This window comes from Sulfitobacter sp. TMED3 (assembly GCF_002167505.1).
Taxonomy (GTDB): Bacteria; Pseudomonadota; Alphaproteobacteria; order Rhodobacterales; family Rhodobacteraceae; genus Sulfitobacter; species Sulfitobacter pontiacus.
In genome coordinates this window covers 85397-100435 of sequence record NZ_NHBI01000017.1, presented here as the reverse complement: position 1 = coordinate 100435, position 15039 = coordinate 85397, and the positions used below count along the sequence as shown (strand labels likewise).

General features: G+C 60.8%; 18 protein-coding genes. 10 read left to right on the top strand and 8 right to left on the bottom strand.

Features of this window, described 5'->3' with window-relative positions:
- Positions 1-5 precede the first annotated feature (5 nt).
- Complete coding sequence (locus tag CBB63_RS05355) at positions 6-506, bottom strand: type III secretion system chaperone family protein (RefSeq protein WP_286698417.1); 501 nt, start codon at positions 504-506, stop codon at positions 6-8.
- Positions 507-838: 332 nt separating this feature from the next.
- Positions 839-1081, bottom strand: coding sequence for an accessory factor UbiK family protein (locus CBB63_RS05350; protein ID WP_286698416.1), 243 nt, complete (start codon positions 1079-1081; stop codon positions 839-841).
- Positions 1082-1177: 96 nt separating this feature from the next.
- On the opposite strand from CBB63_RS05350, the gene lgt reads away from it, so the two are divergent.
- The 4 genes from lgt to CBB63_RS05325 all read left to right on the top strand — a co-directional run bounded on the left by lgt (position 1178) and on the right by CBB63_RS05325 (position 5269).
- Entirely contained in the window at positions 1178-2062 is an 885-nt protein-coding gene (gene lgt, locus CBB63_RS05345) for a prolipoprotein diacylglyceryl transferase (RefSeq protein ID WP_286698415.1), read from the top strand.
- On the top strand, positions 2059-3123 hold the full coding sequence (locus tag CBB63_RS05340) for a class I SAM-dependent methyltransferase (RefSeq protein ID WP_286698414.1): 1065 nt from the start codon (positions 2059-2061) through the stop codon (positions 3121-3123). Before lgt ends, CBB63_RS05340 begins: the two co-directional genes overlap by 4 nt.
- Complete coding sequence (gene pgeF / locus CBB63_RS05335) at positions 3120-3875, top strand: peptidoglycan editing factor PgeF (protein ID WP_286698413.1); 756 nt, start codon at positions 3120-3122, stop codon at positions 3873-3875. The genes CBB63_RS05340 and pgeF overlap by 4 nt, the downstream gene beginning before the upstream one ends.
- 611 nt (positions 3876-4486) lie before the next feature.
- Positions 4487-5269, top strand: coding sequence for a Hint domain-containing protein (locus tag CBB63_RS05325; protein WP_502695862.1), 783 nt, complete (start codon positions 4487-4489; stop codon positions 5267-5269).
- A 3-nt stretch (positions 5270-5272) separates the two neighbouring features.
- Here CBB63_RS05325 and CBB63_RS05320 read toward each other — a convergent pair whose 3' ends face one another.
- On the bottom strand, positions 5273-5773 hold the full coding sequence (locus tag CBB63_RS05320) for an Lrp/AsnC family transcriptional regulator (protein ID WP_009825183.1): 501 nt from the start codon (positions 5771-5773) through the stop codon (positions 5273-5275).
- 219 nt (positions 5774-5992) lie between these two features.
- Here CBB63_RS05320 and trxB point away from each other — a divergent pair, with 219 nt between their 5' ends.
- A complete protein-coding gene (gene trxB / locus CBB63_RS05315) occupies positions 5993-6997 on the top strand; it encodes a thioredoxin-disulfide reductase (RefSeq protein ID WP_005849520.1) in 1005 nt (334 codons plus the stop codon).
- A gap of 167 nt (positions 6998-7164) precedes the next feature.
- On the top strand, positions 7165-8877 hold the full coding sequence (locus tag CBB63_RS05310) for a bifunctional sulfate adenylyltransferase/adenylylsulfate kinase (RefSeq protein ID WP_286698411.1): 1713 nt from the start codon (positions 7165-7167) through the stop codon (positions 8875-8877).
- A gap of 133 nt (positions 8878-9010) precedes the next feature.
- Here the strand turns inward: CBB63_RS05310 and CBB63_RS05305 are convergent, their stop codons facing one another.
- Positions 9011-9229: a DUF1150 family protein gene (locus CBB63_RS05305; RefSeq protein ID WP_286698410.1), complete on the bottom strand. Its 219-nt coding sequence runs from the start codon at positions 9227-9229 to the stop codon at positions 9011-9013.
- 1 nt (position 9230) lies between these two features.
- Positions 9231-9647: an Hsp20 family protein gene (locus CBB63_RS05300; protein ID WP_286698409.1), complete on the bottom strand. Its 417-nt coding sequence runs from the start codon at positions 9645-9647 to the stop codon at positions 9231-9233.
- Positions 9648-9808: 161 nt separating this feature from the next.
- Between CBB63_RS05300 and CBB63_RS05295 the strand changes: the two genes are divergently transcribed.
- The 3 genes from CBB63_RS05295 (at position 9809) to CBB63_RS05285 (ending at position 11670) form a co-directional block, all read left to right on the top strand.
- Positions 9809-10033, top strand: a complete 225-nt coding sequence (locus tag CBB63_RS05295; RefSeq protein WP_005849528.1) for a YdcH family protein — start codon at positions 9809-9811, stop codon at positions 10031-10033.
- 82 nt (positions 10034-10115) lie between these two features.
- Positions 10116-10604, top strand: coding sequence for a 5-(carboxyamino)imidazole ribonucleotide mutase (gene purE, locus CBB63_RS05290; protein WP_286698408.1), 489 nt, complete (start codon positions 10116-10118; stop codon positions 10602-10604).
- Complete coding sequence (locus CBB63_RS05285) at positions 10597-11670, top strand: 5-(carboxyamino)imidazole ribonucleotide synthase (protein ID WP_286698407.1); 1074 nt, start codon at positions 10597-10599, stop codon at positions 11668-11670. The genes purE and CBB63_RS05285 overlap by 8 nt, the downstream gene beginning before the upstream one ends.
- A gap of 18 nt (positions 11671-11688) precedes the next feature.
- Here CBB63_RS05285 and CBB63_RS05280 read toward each other — a convergent pair whose 3' ends face one another.
- Both CBB63_RS05280 and CBB63_RS05275 read right to left on the bottom strand, forming a co-directional pair.
- Entirely contained in the window at positions 11689-12831 is a 1143-nt protein-coding gene (locus CBB63_RS05280; protein ID WP_286698406.1) for an alpha-D-ribose 1-methylphosphonate 5-triphosphate diphosphatase, read from the bottom strand.
- On the bottom strand, positions 12818-13627 hold the full coding sequence (locus CBB63_RS05275) for an esterase/lipase family protein (RefSeq protein WP_286698405.1): 810 nt from the start codon (positions 13625-13627) through the stop codon (positions 12818-12820). The genes CBB63_RS05280 and CBB63_RS05275 overlap by 14 nt, the downstream gene beginning before the upstream one ends.
- A 49-nt stretch (positions 13628-13676) precedes the next feature.
- On the opposite strand from CBB63_RS05275, the gene CBB63_RS05270 reads away from it, so the two are divergent.
- Positions 13677-14168 carry an NUDIX domain-containing protein gene (locus CBB63_RS05270; protein WP_286698404.1) on the top strand — a complete coding sequence of 164 codons (492 nt, stop codon included), beginning with the start codon at positions 13677-13679 and terminating at the stop codon, positions 14166-14168.
- On the opposite strand, the gene CBB63_RS05265 is transcribed toward CBB63_RS05270, so the two are convergent.
- Positions 14134-14982, bottom strand: coding sequence for a DMT family transporter (locus CBB63_RS05265; RefSeq protein ID WP_286698403.1), 849 nt, complete (start codon positions 14980-14982; stop codon positions 14134-14136). The genes CBB63_RS05270 and CBB63_RS05265 overlap by 35 nt on opposite strands.
- Between the last annotated feature and the right edge of the window lie 57 nt (positions 14983-15039).

Below are 15039 nucleotides of genomic sequence, written 5' to 3'. Positions count from 1 at the left end.
TACACCTATGCGTGGCCGTACGCCTCTGCAATGGCAACCTGAAGGGCTTGTCGGGGCGTCTGGTCGCCCCAAACCGCCAGTTGCACCGCGGGATAATACCGCTCTGCNNTGCTCACNGCGGCGTTGATCATGGTATCAATCTGCTGCGCAGAAGCATCCTGCCCCCNGGCAAGAACCAGCCCATAGCGATAAACCATCAGCTTNTGTTCCGGCCAATAGGTGAAGGCACCGGTCCAGCATTGATCGTTCACATCGTTGAGCAAGTGATAGAGCACCGGCAGTTTTTCCGCGGGCGGATCCATCTCGAAGGTGCAGACAAGGCGCAGGGTTTCGTCAAAGGGCGACCACGCGAGGGTGATGGAATAGGTCCGCCACTGCCCTTCGACGGCCATCGCGATNTGTTCGTCCGANATACGGTCGAAGTCCCAGTCGTGATACGCCGCNAGATTTTCTACGATGTCGATGGGGTGAATGTCTTCTTCAAGATACTGCTCTGTCAGGGCCATGTGGTCACCTCTTTGGATCCGGGTATTCATATGCGCAGGCACATCAATACATGGGTGCATCTACCATAAATCGCCGAAGCTCATTAGCGACCTANACCAAATATGGTGCGCGCAACGCGGCCCTGAGGCAAGTCTTTTTCTGGGGGTAACCACGAAAGATAGGGGATAACCTCAGTATCTTGTGGATAAAAGCAGCATAACCCCCAATCTATAGAGCACTGACCCCGNCAGACAGCATTAGANGCGAAGGNNCCACCCCAAAAACGAACACACCCGCCAAAAGGCGGGTGCGGATCACATCGTTCAACGTAGGTCGCGGATGTGCGCGGCGATCAGCCCTTGCTGTCCATCGCATCAAGCCGCGCCTTCAGCGCTTCATTCTCTTCGCGGGCTTTTTGCGCCATGGCGCGCACCGCGTCGAATTCTTCGCGTGTCACAAAATCACGGTCTGCCAGCCAACGGTCCAGCATTCCCTTCATCGCGGTCTCTGCTTCGGTCTTGGCCCCTTGGGCCACGCCCATGGCATTGGTCATCATCTGCGAGATGTCGTCGAANATCTTGTTGCGCGTTTGCATGGTCATTCTCTCCTGATCGGCTGTTGCTCACTATATGGTGTGCAAAGCGGGTTCTCGCAAGGTTGACTTCCGTTTACGGTCAGGCTCAATCAGCGCATGAATGNAATGCTCCCCTTCCCCGACCTATCGCCCGAGATTTTCTCGTTCACGTTATTTGGCATGACCGTCGCCCTGCGCTGGTATGCGCTGGCCTATATCGTCGGCATCCTCGTTGGCTGGCGCATCGTTGTGCGCGCGGTTGAGCGGCCCCGGCTTTGGGCGGGCAATACCCCCGTCATGACCAAACAGCAGGTCGAGGATCTGCTTTTCTGGGTCATTCTCGGCGTCATTCTGGGCGGGCGTCTGGGATATGTACTGTTCTATCAACCGGGCTATTACCTCAGCAATCCNGCGCAGATCCTGCGGATCTGGGAGGGTGGCATGTCGTTCCACGGCGGCGCGCTTGGGGTGATCTTTGCGGGCATCGCCTATACCAAACGTCACGGCATCAGCACGATCTCTACCGGNGATGTCGTCTGTCTGGGGCTGGCACCCGGCCTGTTTCTGGGGCGTCTGGCGAANTTCATCAATGCAGAGCTTTGGGGCCGCCCNACCGATCTGCCCTGGGGCGTGGCCTTTCCNACGGTGGCCGCACAGGACTGCCCGGACATTGCGACGATCTGTGCACGGCANCCCTCGCAGCTATANGAGGCGCTGCTTGAGGGGCTGATCCTTGGGGCCCTGCTGATCTATCTGGCATGGCGGCGCGGCGGGCTGAAATCGGAGGGGCTGATCGGCGGCGTCTTTCTGGCCGGCTACGGGGCCGCGCGTTTCATCGTCGAATTTGTACGCCAACCTGATGCGCAATTTGTCAGCGCCAACAACCCACTGGGGCTGGCGTGGCATGTAAACGGCTGGGGGCTGACCATGGGCCAACTGCTGAGCCTGCCGATGATTGCCATCGGGGTGTTCCTGATCTTGCGGGCGACGCGCAAGGCATGACCACACTACGCGACATTCTACACAGCCGCATCGCGTCCAACGGGCCGATGCGGATCGATGAATATATGGCCACCTGCCTGCTGCACCCGACGCAGGGCTATTATACCACGCGTGACCCCTTTGGCACCCAAGGCGATTTCACCACTGCCCCCGAGATCAGCCAGATGTTCGGAGAGCTGTTGGGCCTGTGTCTCGCGCAAAGCTGGCTCGCCCAAGACGCGCCCTCGGCCTTCACCTTGGCCGAGCTTGGCCCCGGCCGCGGCACCCTGATGGCCGATATCCTGCGCGCGACCCGCAACGTGCCCGGCTTTATCGAGGCGGCGCAAATTACGCTGGTAGAGGCGTCCCCGACGCTGCGCGATGTGCAGGCCAAGACGCTTGCGGAGCATCAGGTGATCTGGGCCGACGGGACCGACGCGCTGCCCGACCAGCCGCTTTTTCTGGTGGCGAATGAATTTTTCGACGCGCTGCCGATCCGCCAGTTCGTCCGTGGTGAAACATCGTGGCGCGAACGGCAGGTTGGGCTGGCGGACGGCGCGTTGAGCTTTGGGCTGGGGCCCGAACTGCCGCAACCCGCGCTGGCCGACCGGCTGGCCGATACCACGCCCGGCGATCTGGTCGAGGATTGCACCCAGCTTGCGCCGATCCTCCACCCCGTGTCGGAACGGATCGCGACCCACGGCGGTGCCGCGCTGATCGTGGATTATGGCGACTGGCACAGTCTGGGCGATACCTTGCAGGCGCTGCAGGGGCATGAAAAAGCCGATCCGCTGGCCGCCCCCGGCCAAGCCGATTTGACAGCACACGTCGATTTTGAAAAGCTTGCCCTCGCAGCCGCACCGGCCAGCCACACTCGCATCACCCCGCAGGGCGTCTTTCTTGAACGCCTCGGGATCACTCAACGCGCACAGACCCTTGCCAAGGGCATGACCGAGGACGCGCTGAACGCCCATGTCGCCGCACATAGACGCTTGACGCATCCGTCAGAAATGGGAAGTTTGTTTAAAGTGATGGGGATTTATCCTCCGCACCACAGCCCGCCCCCAGGATTGGAACCATGACGCTGGAAATACTCACCTCCGATAGTCTTGGCGACGTGCGCCACGGGTTCTTTACGCGCCGCGGCGGTGCTTCCTCTGGCGTGTTTGCTGGGCTGAATTGCGGGGTTGGCAGCTCGGACCAGCGCGAGGTCGTAGAGATCAATCGTGCCCGTGTCGCCGATGCAATGGACGTGGCCCCGGACCATCTGGTTGGCGTGCACCAAATCCATTCCGCCACCGTCATTAGCGTCGATGCCCCCCTGAACGAGAAACCCCGCGCCGATGCGCTGGTCACCGCGACACCGGGGCTGGCCTTGTCGATCCTGACCGCCGATTGCCAGCCTGTGTTGTTTCACGACGCCGAAGCCGGCGTGATCGGGGCGGCGCATGCCGGTTGGCGCGGCGCGCTTGACGGGGTGCTGACGGCCACGGTCGAGGCGATGGAAGACCTTGGGGCCACGCGCGACAATATCACAGCAGTGATCGGCCCCTGCATCAGCCAGCGCGCCTATGAGGTCGGGCCAGAGTTCATCGANGCCTTNCTNGCAGANGATCCGACATTCGCCCGCTATTTCGCAAATGGNNCCGATGACCGGATGCAGTTCGATCTTGCGGGCTTTGGCCTGAACCGCCTGCGCGCGGCNGGTGTGGGCCATGCGGAATGGACGCGCCACTGCACCTATAGCGATGNGGATCGTTTCTATAGCTACCGTCGCAGCACCCACGCGAAAGAGGCTGACTATGGCCGGCTGATCGCTGCGATTGTGCTGTAGCAGCGTGAATTTAGGCAGCAATGCGACAGGCACCTGCCCANATTTCGCCCCATAGCNGGCCAGCAGNCTGTTTGAATGGCGGCGCATTTTCTACCACAGGTCATAAATTCAAGGGTGTTNCGCGCTTTTGAGCGCGTGCCACAAACCGCGCCGAGGTCTGCTCGAATTATCTGTATTTTTTCGNGAAATGCCCNATCGGTGCCCGAAAGCATTTGCATAGTGATCCTCGACGAAAGGGCATNGCCCATAGACAATAGGATACAGAGCATGAAAACCAACGCACGCTTCATCAAATCGGTTATCGACGCTTCCAACAAGGAAGGCGTGAACCTGCCTTGGTCCCGTGGCACACGCCGCGCCGCNTTTATCGCGAAACGCGCTGCCCTGACGTCNCAGCAAAAAGCCGCCTGAAGAGGGTCGGCTTATGGCCCNGGGGTTCTCGGGCCAGCCGGTGNCCCTGCGCGCGACGGGCGGGTGCNTGTCCGCACAGATGGTTTGAGACCGATCACAAACATTCTATGCGCGCGGGCCTCTCTCGCGCGGATTAATCCGGATCGCAGGTGTTTCAGCGGGGGCTAGGCACGTGGGATCGACCATATAAAGGTCACGTTATGACATTGCATACTGCCCCNGATTTNNNCCCCTCCCCTACACATACGGCGCAATCAGCAGCCTCGCGTTCGGTTCTGCGGGAAGCGCGNGCCCGATCCANCGGACGCACCCGCGCGTATGAGATTGCGGTGCTGCGTCAGGACGGCTCNGTCTTTGTGACCGAAGGCTACGCCCCNGCCACACCGTTGTTCGAAGAACCGTTTTCCGCNTTCGCCCATGGCACGTTGATCCGCACGACCCAAGGGGAAATCCCGGTCGAAGACCTTTGTCCCGGTGACCGGATCGTACAGGCCGACGGGCTGCACACTCCGCTTCTTTGGGTTGGATCNAGCAAGTTCGTCCCTGCGGATATCGGCCATCGCACGCCGCTTGTACGGGTCATGGCGGACAGTCTGGGGCTGGCGCGCCCCTCTGGTTTCCTGACCTTCGGCCCNGCTGCGCGCATCCTGCATACGCCACAAAATCTTCGCGGCGCAGAGCAGACGCGCAAGGTCTTTACCCTGATGCNANATCTGGTGGACGGGGTGAATATAATCGAAATTCAGCCTCCGACGCCGGTNCGGCTGTATCACTTGGGTCTTGCCCGTCATGCCGCGATCAGCGTCAGCGGTCTGGAGATGGAGACATTTCACCCCGGCCCGTCGACAATCGCAGCCCTGCCGCTGCATCAACGTGACGCGTTTTTATCAATGTTTCCGCATATCAGTGGTGCCAAAGATTTTGGCCCNCTGTGNCACCCCCGNGCGTCAGAACGGTCAGACCCGATCTACGCTGCGNAATAGCCCTTAGGGGTCGCTTTTCAGACGGCTTTCCAGCACATCAAANGGCACGCCCGGTTCGTCTTTGGCCGGGCGGATCACAAGGCTGGTTTTGACGCTTTCCACATTGGGCGTCGTCAGCAATTGTCCGGTCAGAAAGCTCTGGAAGCTCGACAGATCGGGGGCGACGCATTTCAGCAGGAAATCCACCTCGCCGTTGAGCATGTGACATTCGCGGACCAGCGGCCAGTTGCGGCACTTCTCTTCAAAGGCGGTGAGGTCGGATTCAGCCTGGCTGGCCAGACCGACCATNGCGAAGACCTGCACCTCGAACCCCAGCTCACGCGCGTTAACATTCGCGTGGTAGCCGCGGATATATCCGCTTTCCTCAAGGGTCCGGACCCGGCGCAGGCACGGCGGTGCAGAGATGCCTACACGTTTGGCCAACTCAACGTTGGTCATGCGCCCGTCCGCCTGCAATTCGGCTAAAATTTTCCGATCAATCGGATCAAGCCGCGTCCCTGCCATAATACCCCCATAGGATTTTCAATTGTTATAGCACCAACATCGTTGGACGCAATAATCTTTCGCCGGTGCGCAATGTTCTGAATTCAAGCAAAAATCAACCGCATTTTCGATGACGGCGATCTTTGCAGGGCGGATATGCAAACTTGGGGTTTAAGGCAACCCGAGGGGCGTCTATATCGGTTGGAACGCAACAAATGATACATTCTGGGGTTCCTTATCATGGCCGAAACTCGCGAAACCAAGCTTTTGATCATCGGCTCCGGCCCTGCCGGATATACTGCCGGCGTCTATGCCAGCCGCGCGATGCTGAACCCGATCCTTGTACAAGGCATCGAACCGGGCGGGCAGTTGACCACTACGACCGAGGTTGAAAACTGGCCCGGCGATAGCGAGGTCCAGGGCCCCGATCTGATGATCCGCATGCAGGACCACGCCAAGGCGATGGGAACCGAGATCATCGGCGACATCATCACCGATCTGGACCTGTCCAGCCGCCCCTTCCACGCCAAGGGCGACAGCGGCACGACCTATGTGGCCGACGCCGTGATCCTTGCAACAGGCGCACGGGCAAAATGGCTGGGGCTTGAGACCGAAGAGAAGTTCAAAGGCTTCGGCGTTTCGGCCTGTGCCACCTGCGACGGCTTCTTCTATCGCAATCAGGAAATCGTGGTCATCGGGGGTGGCAACACCGCCGTGGAAGAAGCGCTGTTCCTGACCAACTTCGCCTCCAAGGTCACCTTGATCCACCGCCGGGACGAGCTGCGCGCCGAGAAGATCCTGATCGACCGGCTGATGAAAAATCCAAAGATCGAACCGCTTTGGTTCCATCAACTGGATGAAGTTTATGGCACCGATGCGCCGCTGGGTGTCGAAGGCGTCAAGGTCAAGCACGTCGAAACCGGCGAGATCACCGATATTCCGTGCAAAGGTGTCTTCGTCGCCATCGGCCACGCGCCCGCGAATGAATTGGTCAAGGATACGCTGGAAACGCATATGGGCGGCTATGTTGTCACCAAGCCGGACAGCACCGAAACCTCTGTCCCCGGTGTATTCGCGGCGGGCGACCTGACCGACCACAAATACCGTCAGGCCGTGACCAGCGCCGGTATGGGCTGCATGGCCGCGCTAGAGGCTGAACGATTCCTTGCAGAAGTTGGCGATGACGAAGGCAAAGACACATCTCTGCCGCTTGGCTATGGAGCCGAGGTAAAAGACGACGCATAACGTTCGCCTAGGATGGCATTTGCTGGGATAAGATTGCCTTTTCCCAGCAAAAAACACGTCGCTGTCCGTAATTCGCCGCAAAGCGGCTACAAAGGTTGCCTAGCCCAATCGGTGCGGTCTATCAGCCCGAATATCCGAATTTGAACCTAAAATATTGCGAGACGCCCATGCAAACGCCCAACCTTGCTCCGATCCCTGAACTCTACGTCTCTTACGACTCGGCGCAGAAGCTGAAGGTGGAAGCTGGCGATCTGGTCAGCCATGACCTGACGCCGCGCCAGATCTGCGATCTAGAGCTGCTGATGAACGGTGGCTTCAACCCTCTTAAGGGTTTCTTGACCGAAAAAGACTATGACGGTGTTGTCGAAAACATGCGTCTGGCGGATGGGTCGCTGTGGCCGATGCCGATCAACCTTGATGTGTCCGAGAAGTTTGCCGAAGGGCTCGAGATCGGGCAGGACATTGCGCTGCGCGATCAGGAAGGCGTGATTTTGGCGGTCATGACCGTCACCGACCGTTGGGTCCCGAACAAGGCCCGCGAGGCAGAGAAAGTCTTTGGCGCGGATGACAGCGCGCATCCGGCGGTGAACTATCTGCACAACACCGCGGGCAACGTCTATCTGGGCGGCCCTGTAACCGGCATCCAGCAGCCCGTTCACTATGATTTCAAGGCGCGACGCGACACGCCGAACGAGCTGCGTGCCTATTTCCGCAAGATGGGCTGGCGCAAGGTTGTGGCCTTCCAGACCCGCAACCCGCTGCACCGCGCGCACCAGGAACTGACCTTCCGCGCCGCGCGTGAAGCGCAGGCGAACCTGTTGATCCACCCCGTTGTCGGCCTGACCAAGCCCGGCGATGTGGACCACTTTACCCGCGTGCGCTGCTACGAGGCCGTGCTGAACAAATACCCCGCCGCCACCACCGCGATGAGCCTGCTGAACCTCGCCATGCGTATGGCCGGCCCCCGCGAGGCGGTGTGGCACGGTCTGATCCGCAAAAACCACGGCTGCACCCATTTCATCGTCGGCCGTGATCACGCCGGCCCCGGCAAGAACTCTGCGGGTGAGGATTTCTATGGCCCCTATGACGCGCAGGATCTGTTCCGCGCCCATGAGGAAGAAATGGGCATCGAAATGGTCGACTTCAAACATATGGTTTGGGTCGCCGAGCGCGCACAATACGAGGCGATTGACGAGATCGAAGACAAGGATGACATCACCATCCTCAACATCTCGGGCACCGAGTTGCGCCGCCGTCTGCAGGAAGGGCTGGAAATTCCCGAATGGTTCTCCTTCCCCGAGGTGGTTGAAGAGCTGCGCCGCACCAAGCCGCCGCGCAACAAGCAGGGCTTTACGGTATTCTTCACCGGNTTCTCCGGCTCGGGGAAATCGACNATNGCCAATGCTTTGATGGTCAAACTGATGGAGATGGGCGGCCGTCCNGTCACGCTGCTGGATGGCGATATCGTCCGCAAGAACCTGTCGTCGGAATTGGGCTTNAGCAAAGAGCANCGCGATCTGAACATCCGCCGCATCGGCTATGTCGCGTCCGAGATCACCAAGAACGGCGGCATCGCCATCTGCGCGCCGATCGCGCCTTACGCCACCACCCGCCGCGCCGTGCGTGAAGACGTGGAAAGCTTTGGTGCCTTCGTCGAGGTCCACGTCGCCACCTCCATCGAGGAATGCGAACGCCGCGACCGCAAGGGTCTGTACAAGTTGGCGCGTGAGGGCAAGATCAAGGAATTCACAGGGATCTCAGACCCCTATGACGTTCCCGAAACCCCCGAACTGCGCGTCGAGACAGAGAATGTCGACGTCGACAACTGCGCCCATCAGGTGCTGCTCAAGCTGGAAAGCATGGGNCTGATNAAGGGGTAACCCTTTCGNCAAGTCGAANACAGAAAGGNCAGCCTTCATAGGCTGGCCTTTTTCNTGCGNGNTGTTGGANGNCGTGCACAAAAAAAGGGCCGCAACACAGCGACCCTTTTNGTTTAATTTTNNATNTTNNGACTTAATGCACCATCACAGGCGCATAGTCATGATCGCGCGCGAGGCTAAAGGCGAGCTTGCGGTCACCGACCAGCGCCAGCTGCTGCCCTTCGGCGTCNTGCACGGCGTATAGCTGTTTTAGCCCTTCCGCCTGCTCGCGCACTTCGAGGGGAAGGTCGGACACGGCNATCATCTTGACGTAGACGGTACGGTCCTGAACATGCGTTTCTTCGTTATGCATTTTATTCCCCTTTTCTGATCTTGATGGTCTGAACGACCTTTTCGGGCTTCGCGCGGGTGAGATCGACGTGTAGCAGGCCGTTTTCNATCAGCGCTTCGCCAACNTCTACACCGTCGGCCAGTACGAAGGATCGTTGNAACTGGCGTGCGGCGATCCCGCGGTGCAAAAAGATTCGGTCTTCTTGCGTGTCGACCTGACGGCCACGGATCACAAGCTGTCTATCCTCAACGGTTATAGAGAGATCTTGTTCCGCAAAACCTGCAACCGCAAGCGTAATGCGGTAGCTATAGTCCGATGTTTGTTCAATGTTGAACGGTGGATAGCCTTCGTTTCCGGCCTTCGCCGTACGTTCCATCACCCGTTCCAACTGCTCGAAACCCAGCATATGCGGGTAGGAAGCCAGCGTTAATTTCGTCATAAGACACGTCCTTTAAGATAAGCGACAGTCAGTCATCCGGCCCCGTATTCGGCGACCTGCATCAAATATGGGGGCCATGGGGGCAGGACGCAAGGGCTATGCCTTTGAATTGCAACCGCCTATATTCGCAGGCCTAGATATAGCAAGAATCAGCCAAACCTATGAATCCTCCCTCCGACCTGTCGATGAAGAATGACGATGTCCTGCGTGTCGAGCTTGAGGTGTTTCGCCGCGAGCATCGCGATCTGGACGATGCCATTCAGGCGCTGGTCGACAAGGGGACNGGCGATCAGCTGACGCTGCAGCGGCTGAAAAAACGCAAGCTGCGCCTGAAAGACCTGATTGCCCAGATCGAAGACCGGCTGACCCCCGATATTACCGCCTGACAGCGCCCGCCAGCGGATTGCCACGCGGGCGATCATGGCTATAGTGCGCGCTTCTTATACGCTCTAGCAAAGGCCCCTTTTCATGGAAAATCCACCTGTCGGCATCATCATGGGCTCGCAGTCCGATTGGGCCACGATGCGCGANGCAGCGACGCTGCTGGATGAACTTGGTATCGCTTATGAGGCCAAGATCGTATCGGCACACCGCACTCCCGACCGGTTGTGGAGCTATGGGAAAACCGCCGCCGACCGNGGCCTGCAGGTGATCATCGCCGGTGCGGGNGGTGCTGCGCATTTGCCCGGCATGATGGCGTCCAAGACCCGCGTGCCGGTGATCGGCGTNCCGGTGCAGACCAAGGCGCTGTCGGGTGTGGATTCGCTTTATTCTATNGTGCAGATGCCCCGNGGCTTTCCGGTCGCGACGATGGCGATCGGTGCNGCAGGTGCCGCGAATGCCGCGTTGATGGCGGCGGGCATTCTGGCCCTCCAAGACCCTNCCCTTGCCACCCGTCTTGACGCTTGGCGCGANGCGCTNAGCGCGTCTATCCCAGAGGAGCCTTCGGATGACTGAAGCANTGAAGACAGGGGCCACCATCGGGATTTTGGGCGGCGGGCAATTGGGGCGCATGCTGNCCGTTGCCGCCGCACGTCTGGGGTTTCGNACGCATATCTTTGAACCCGGTGCCAACCCGCCTGCAGGTGATGTCGCCCATGCGCTGACCACCGCTGGCTATGATGACGTCGACGCGCTGACCGCCTTTGCCAAGTCGGTTGATATTGTCACCTTCGAGTTTGAAAACATCCCGACAGATGCGCTGGATGTGATCGAAAACATCACCCCCATCCGTCCCAACCGCGAGGCGCTGCGCACCAGTCAGGACCGTCTGGTGGAGAAACAGTTCCTCGAAGGTTTGGGCCTGACTGTCGCGCCCTTTGCCGATATCGCCAATGCCTCCGATCTGGAGGCCGCGATGACGACCATCGGCGCGCCGTCGATCCTGAAAACCCGTCGCTTCGGCTATGACGGAAAGGGCCAGTCGCGTCTGCGCAGCGCAGATGATGCGGCGGGTGCCTTGGCGGATATGGCTGGCAATCCTGCGGTGCTGGAAGGCTTTGTGAACTTCACCGCCGAGGTGTCCGTGATCGCCGCGCGCAGCCCCTCGGGCGAGGTTGCCTGTTTCGATCCCGGTGAGAATGTGCACCGCGATGGCATCCTGCACACCACTACCGTCCCTGCCCGGCTAAGCGCCGCACAGCGCATGGATGCGGTACTGCTGGCCGCCAAGATTTTGAATGCACTGGATTATGTCGGCGTGCTGGGGGTCGAGCTTTTTGTCACGCCGCAAGGGTTCATCGTGAACGAGATCGCGCCACGGGTGCACAACTCTGGCCATTGGACGCAGAACGGCTGTGCGGTGGACCAGTTCGAACAGCACATCCGTGCCGTGGCGGGATGGCCCTTGGGCGACGGCAGCCGCTATGCAGATGTGGTGATGGAGAACTTGATCGGCGACGATATGGACCGCGTGCCCGAGCTGGCGAAACAGCGCGACACAGCGCTGCATCTGTACGGCAAGGCCGACGTCAAACCGGGCCGTAAGATGGGCCATGTGAACATCGTCAAACGGCCCAGCTAGGGCGCTATCCGCGCGGGCCTAGCCTAGGAACCGCGCGGCAATATCACCGGACATATAGCTGACGCGCCCGCCCGACATCGTCAGGGCCACACGGCGCGTCTGCGCGTCGAGCACCAGTAGATCAGCCCGCTTTCCGGTGGCGATCACGCCCCGATCCGACAGCCCCAGCACCGCCGCGGGCCCTGCCGACACCAAGTGCCACGCCTGCGCCAAGGGCAATACGCCACGATCCGCCAGCATGAAGGCCGCGCGTCGTGGCGACGGGTAATGGTAGTCAGAGGCAAGCGCCCCGCCGATTCCCATCGAAATCAGGTCAAGCGCGGAAACATTGCCGTTGTGCGACCCGCCGCGCACCACATTGGGCGACCCCAGCACCACATGATCCCCCGCCGCCGCTGCGGCTTCGGCTGCCTCCTGCGTCTCGGGGAACTCGGCGACGCGCACGCCACGCTTGCGCCATAGGGCGCGCCCTTCGGCGGTGGTGTCATCATGGCTGCCCATCTGGATGCCCCGCGCCGCCAGCACCTTGCACAGCCAGTCCAGCGCGCCGGGGACATCCGCGCTTTGGGCGTGCAGGTCTTGCATCATCCGCAGATGGTCGTCCGGGTTGCGCCCTGCCTTCAGCGCTTGCCCTACCATGCGTTTGGGCACCTGCCCCTTCGCCAGCCGGTCGTGCGGCAGATGGTCGTTGAACACGACATAGGACAGCCCCCAGTCCTGCATGCGCTGCGGCAGATCGGCGTAGAGGTCCAGCAGATGCGTCTCGAGCCGGAGCTGTCCGCGCAGGTCCGTAACCAACGTATCCGACACCTGCTGGATCGCGCCAAAGACCTGTTCGGCAAATTCATAGCCGCGCAAGCCGCCTTCCCAGCTGATGAACTGCGCCAGCACGGCGGTGGTGATGCCATTGGCGGCCAGCTCTGCCTCGGCGGCGACCAGCCCCTCTTGCATGGTTTTCATCGCACCGCGGCGGGGGGCGAGGTGCCGTTCGAACCCGTCCCCATGCACATCGACGATCCCCGGCACGATCATGTACCCGTCAAGATCAACGCGCGTGGCTTGCGCCACATCGGTAATCAGCCCCTGCGCAACCGCCAGCGGGCGGGGCTCAAGCGCATCCGCGCCCAGGACGTGCGCCCCCGTAAATTCAACGTTCAGCATCGTTAGCCTTTTGTCCCGGCAAGCAGGCCCCATCGGGGCAGCCGATTGAATCCAGCACCGCGTCCACAAACCCCAGCGACCGGTCGAATTTCCCTGTGTCCAGATAGGTCATCGTCTGCGCAATCACCGTCGGGTTCATCATCATGAACGTATGTGTCACCGGCAGCATCAGGAAATCGCGCATCCCGTCGACCCGCGCGGATTGGACGGACACTTTGCCATCATCGCGCCCCGGCAGCAGCGACGAGAAATAGGGGTTCAGCGATTGCGTCCCCGCGATCACGCCCAGATCAAAGGTAACCGGAGGCAACCGCAGCGGGAGGGAGTTTTCACCCGTCCCCATCTGCGCCCCTGCGGGACCGTTCATCCAGTCAAAGGCGGCAAGATCACCCAGCGTGTCCACGACCTCGCTGCCGTGATTGGGCGGGGCCAGCATGACGACGCGGCCGATACGCGCATCGCCTGTTTCGGCAACCCATTGCCGCAGAAGGATACCGCCCATGGAATGGGTCACAAAATCAACTTTTTGCGTCCCGCAGGCCGCGACTGCGTCGGGCAAGGTGCGGCGGGTCAGCTCTTCGACGGGGGCGGTGGTTGACGGGTAGCCGGGGCGCACCACGGTGTAGCCCTCGGTCTCGAGCGCGGCCTCCATCACGGCAAAGGAGGTCTCGGTCCGGGCGAGCCCGTGCAACAGCACCACGCANCGCCCCTNTCCGGCNNTGGAAAGNGNCGCTTGCGCCTGTGCNANNCCCGACAGCACGCCAAGCGAGAAANTGATTGTGACCAGTGTTTTCATAGCTAGGGTCAAATAGACTGAAAACGCCGCATGTGAAATGCTTTGACGCATGCGCNGCGAGATTGAGGGTAAGATGGCGGAAAATAGCCCGCGTTTGGCGGTTCGTGCCGTGTTGGTCCATGANGGCCGCTTGCTGCTGGTCAACGCCTATCCCGATGGCAAAAGCGACCTGATGTGCGCGCCCGGTGGCGGGGTAGAACGCGGCAGCGCCCTGCCCGACAATCTGNTCCGNGAGGTGTTTGAGGAAACCGGCCTGNAGATCGCCGTGGGGGTGCCCTGCNTGGTGAATGAATTCCACGACCCCGAGGGGGATTTCCATCAGGTGGATATCTACTTTCGCTGCACGGTGACCGGCTCTGCCGATGTGGACCCCGCGTGGCAGGACGCCGAAAGGATCGTGACCGACCGCCGCTGGGTCACCCCCGACGAGATGCGCGGNCTGCGGGTCAAGCCGGACAGTCTGGCGCAGGTCGCCTTTGGCAACGACCCGATCAGCTACGACCCGATCAGCTACGACCCGCTGGAGCCGATCGTGCGCTGACCGCCAGCCCGATCCCGCCAAGCACCAGCGCNGTGGCAATGANCACCTTTGCGCCCAAAGGCTCTGCCAGCAAAAGCGCACCGGCAAGAATCGCGATGACCGGCACTGACAGTTGCACCACCGCCGCCGTCGCCTGCGCCAGCCTTGGCAGCACCGCATACCACAGCGCGTATCCGAGGCCCGANGTGACGGCCCCGCAGACCACGCCAAGCGCAATGCCCGTGGGGGTGTAGAATGTCGGCTGCACCAGCAGCAGGATAGCGACCAAGGGCGTNCAGATCACAAAGTTCCCCGCGCTGCCTGCCAGCGGGTCNGACGCACCACGGCCAATGATCGTATAGGCGGCCCAGCCGAGCCCTGCGGCGATCATCAATACGGCTCCCAATGGGTCAACCGCCACGCCTTGCGACGGCCAGAGCACCAGCACCAATCCGGCAAAGGCCACCCCCGCCCCNAACAGCTTGCGCGGTGTCGGTGTCACGCCGAACAGCGCACCATGGGCGAACATGGCGATCTGNACCACACCGAACAGGATCAGCGCGCCCAACCCTGCGTCCAGCGTNAGATAGGCGAGCGAGAAACCGATGATATAGATNGCCAGCGTGACCGCCCCCAGCCCCTGTTGACGTCGCAGCAAGGGCACCCGCCCGCCGCGCAGCACGACCAGCAGCGCCAAGAGCACCGCCCCTGACAACACCCGCACAACGGCAAATCCGGTGGGGTCAATATGCCCGCCNGCAATGGCAAAGCGGGTCAGGACAGAGTTGGCCGCGAAGGCGACCATCACAAGGGCGGTGAGCAAGAANATACGCATGGCGACTGCTTAGGCTACCGACGCGCGACGTACCACGAAAAAGGGGCGCATNTGGTG

Excerpts from the sequence above, each read along its gene's own strand:
- CBB63_RS05340 (WP_286698414.1), top strand. The coding sequence starts at position 2,059 with ATGACCACACTACGCGACATTCTACACAGCCGCATCGCGTCCAACGGG.
- trxB (WP_005849520.1), top strand. The coding sequence starts at position 5,993 with ATGGCCGAAACTCGCGAAACCAAGCTTTTGATCATCGGCTCCGGCCCT.
- CBB63_RS05280 (WP_286698406.1), bottom strand. The coding sequence starts at position 12,831 with ATGCTGAACGTTGAATTTACGGGGGCGCACGTCCTGGGCGCGGATGCG.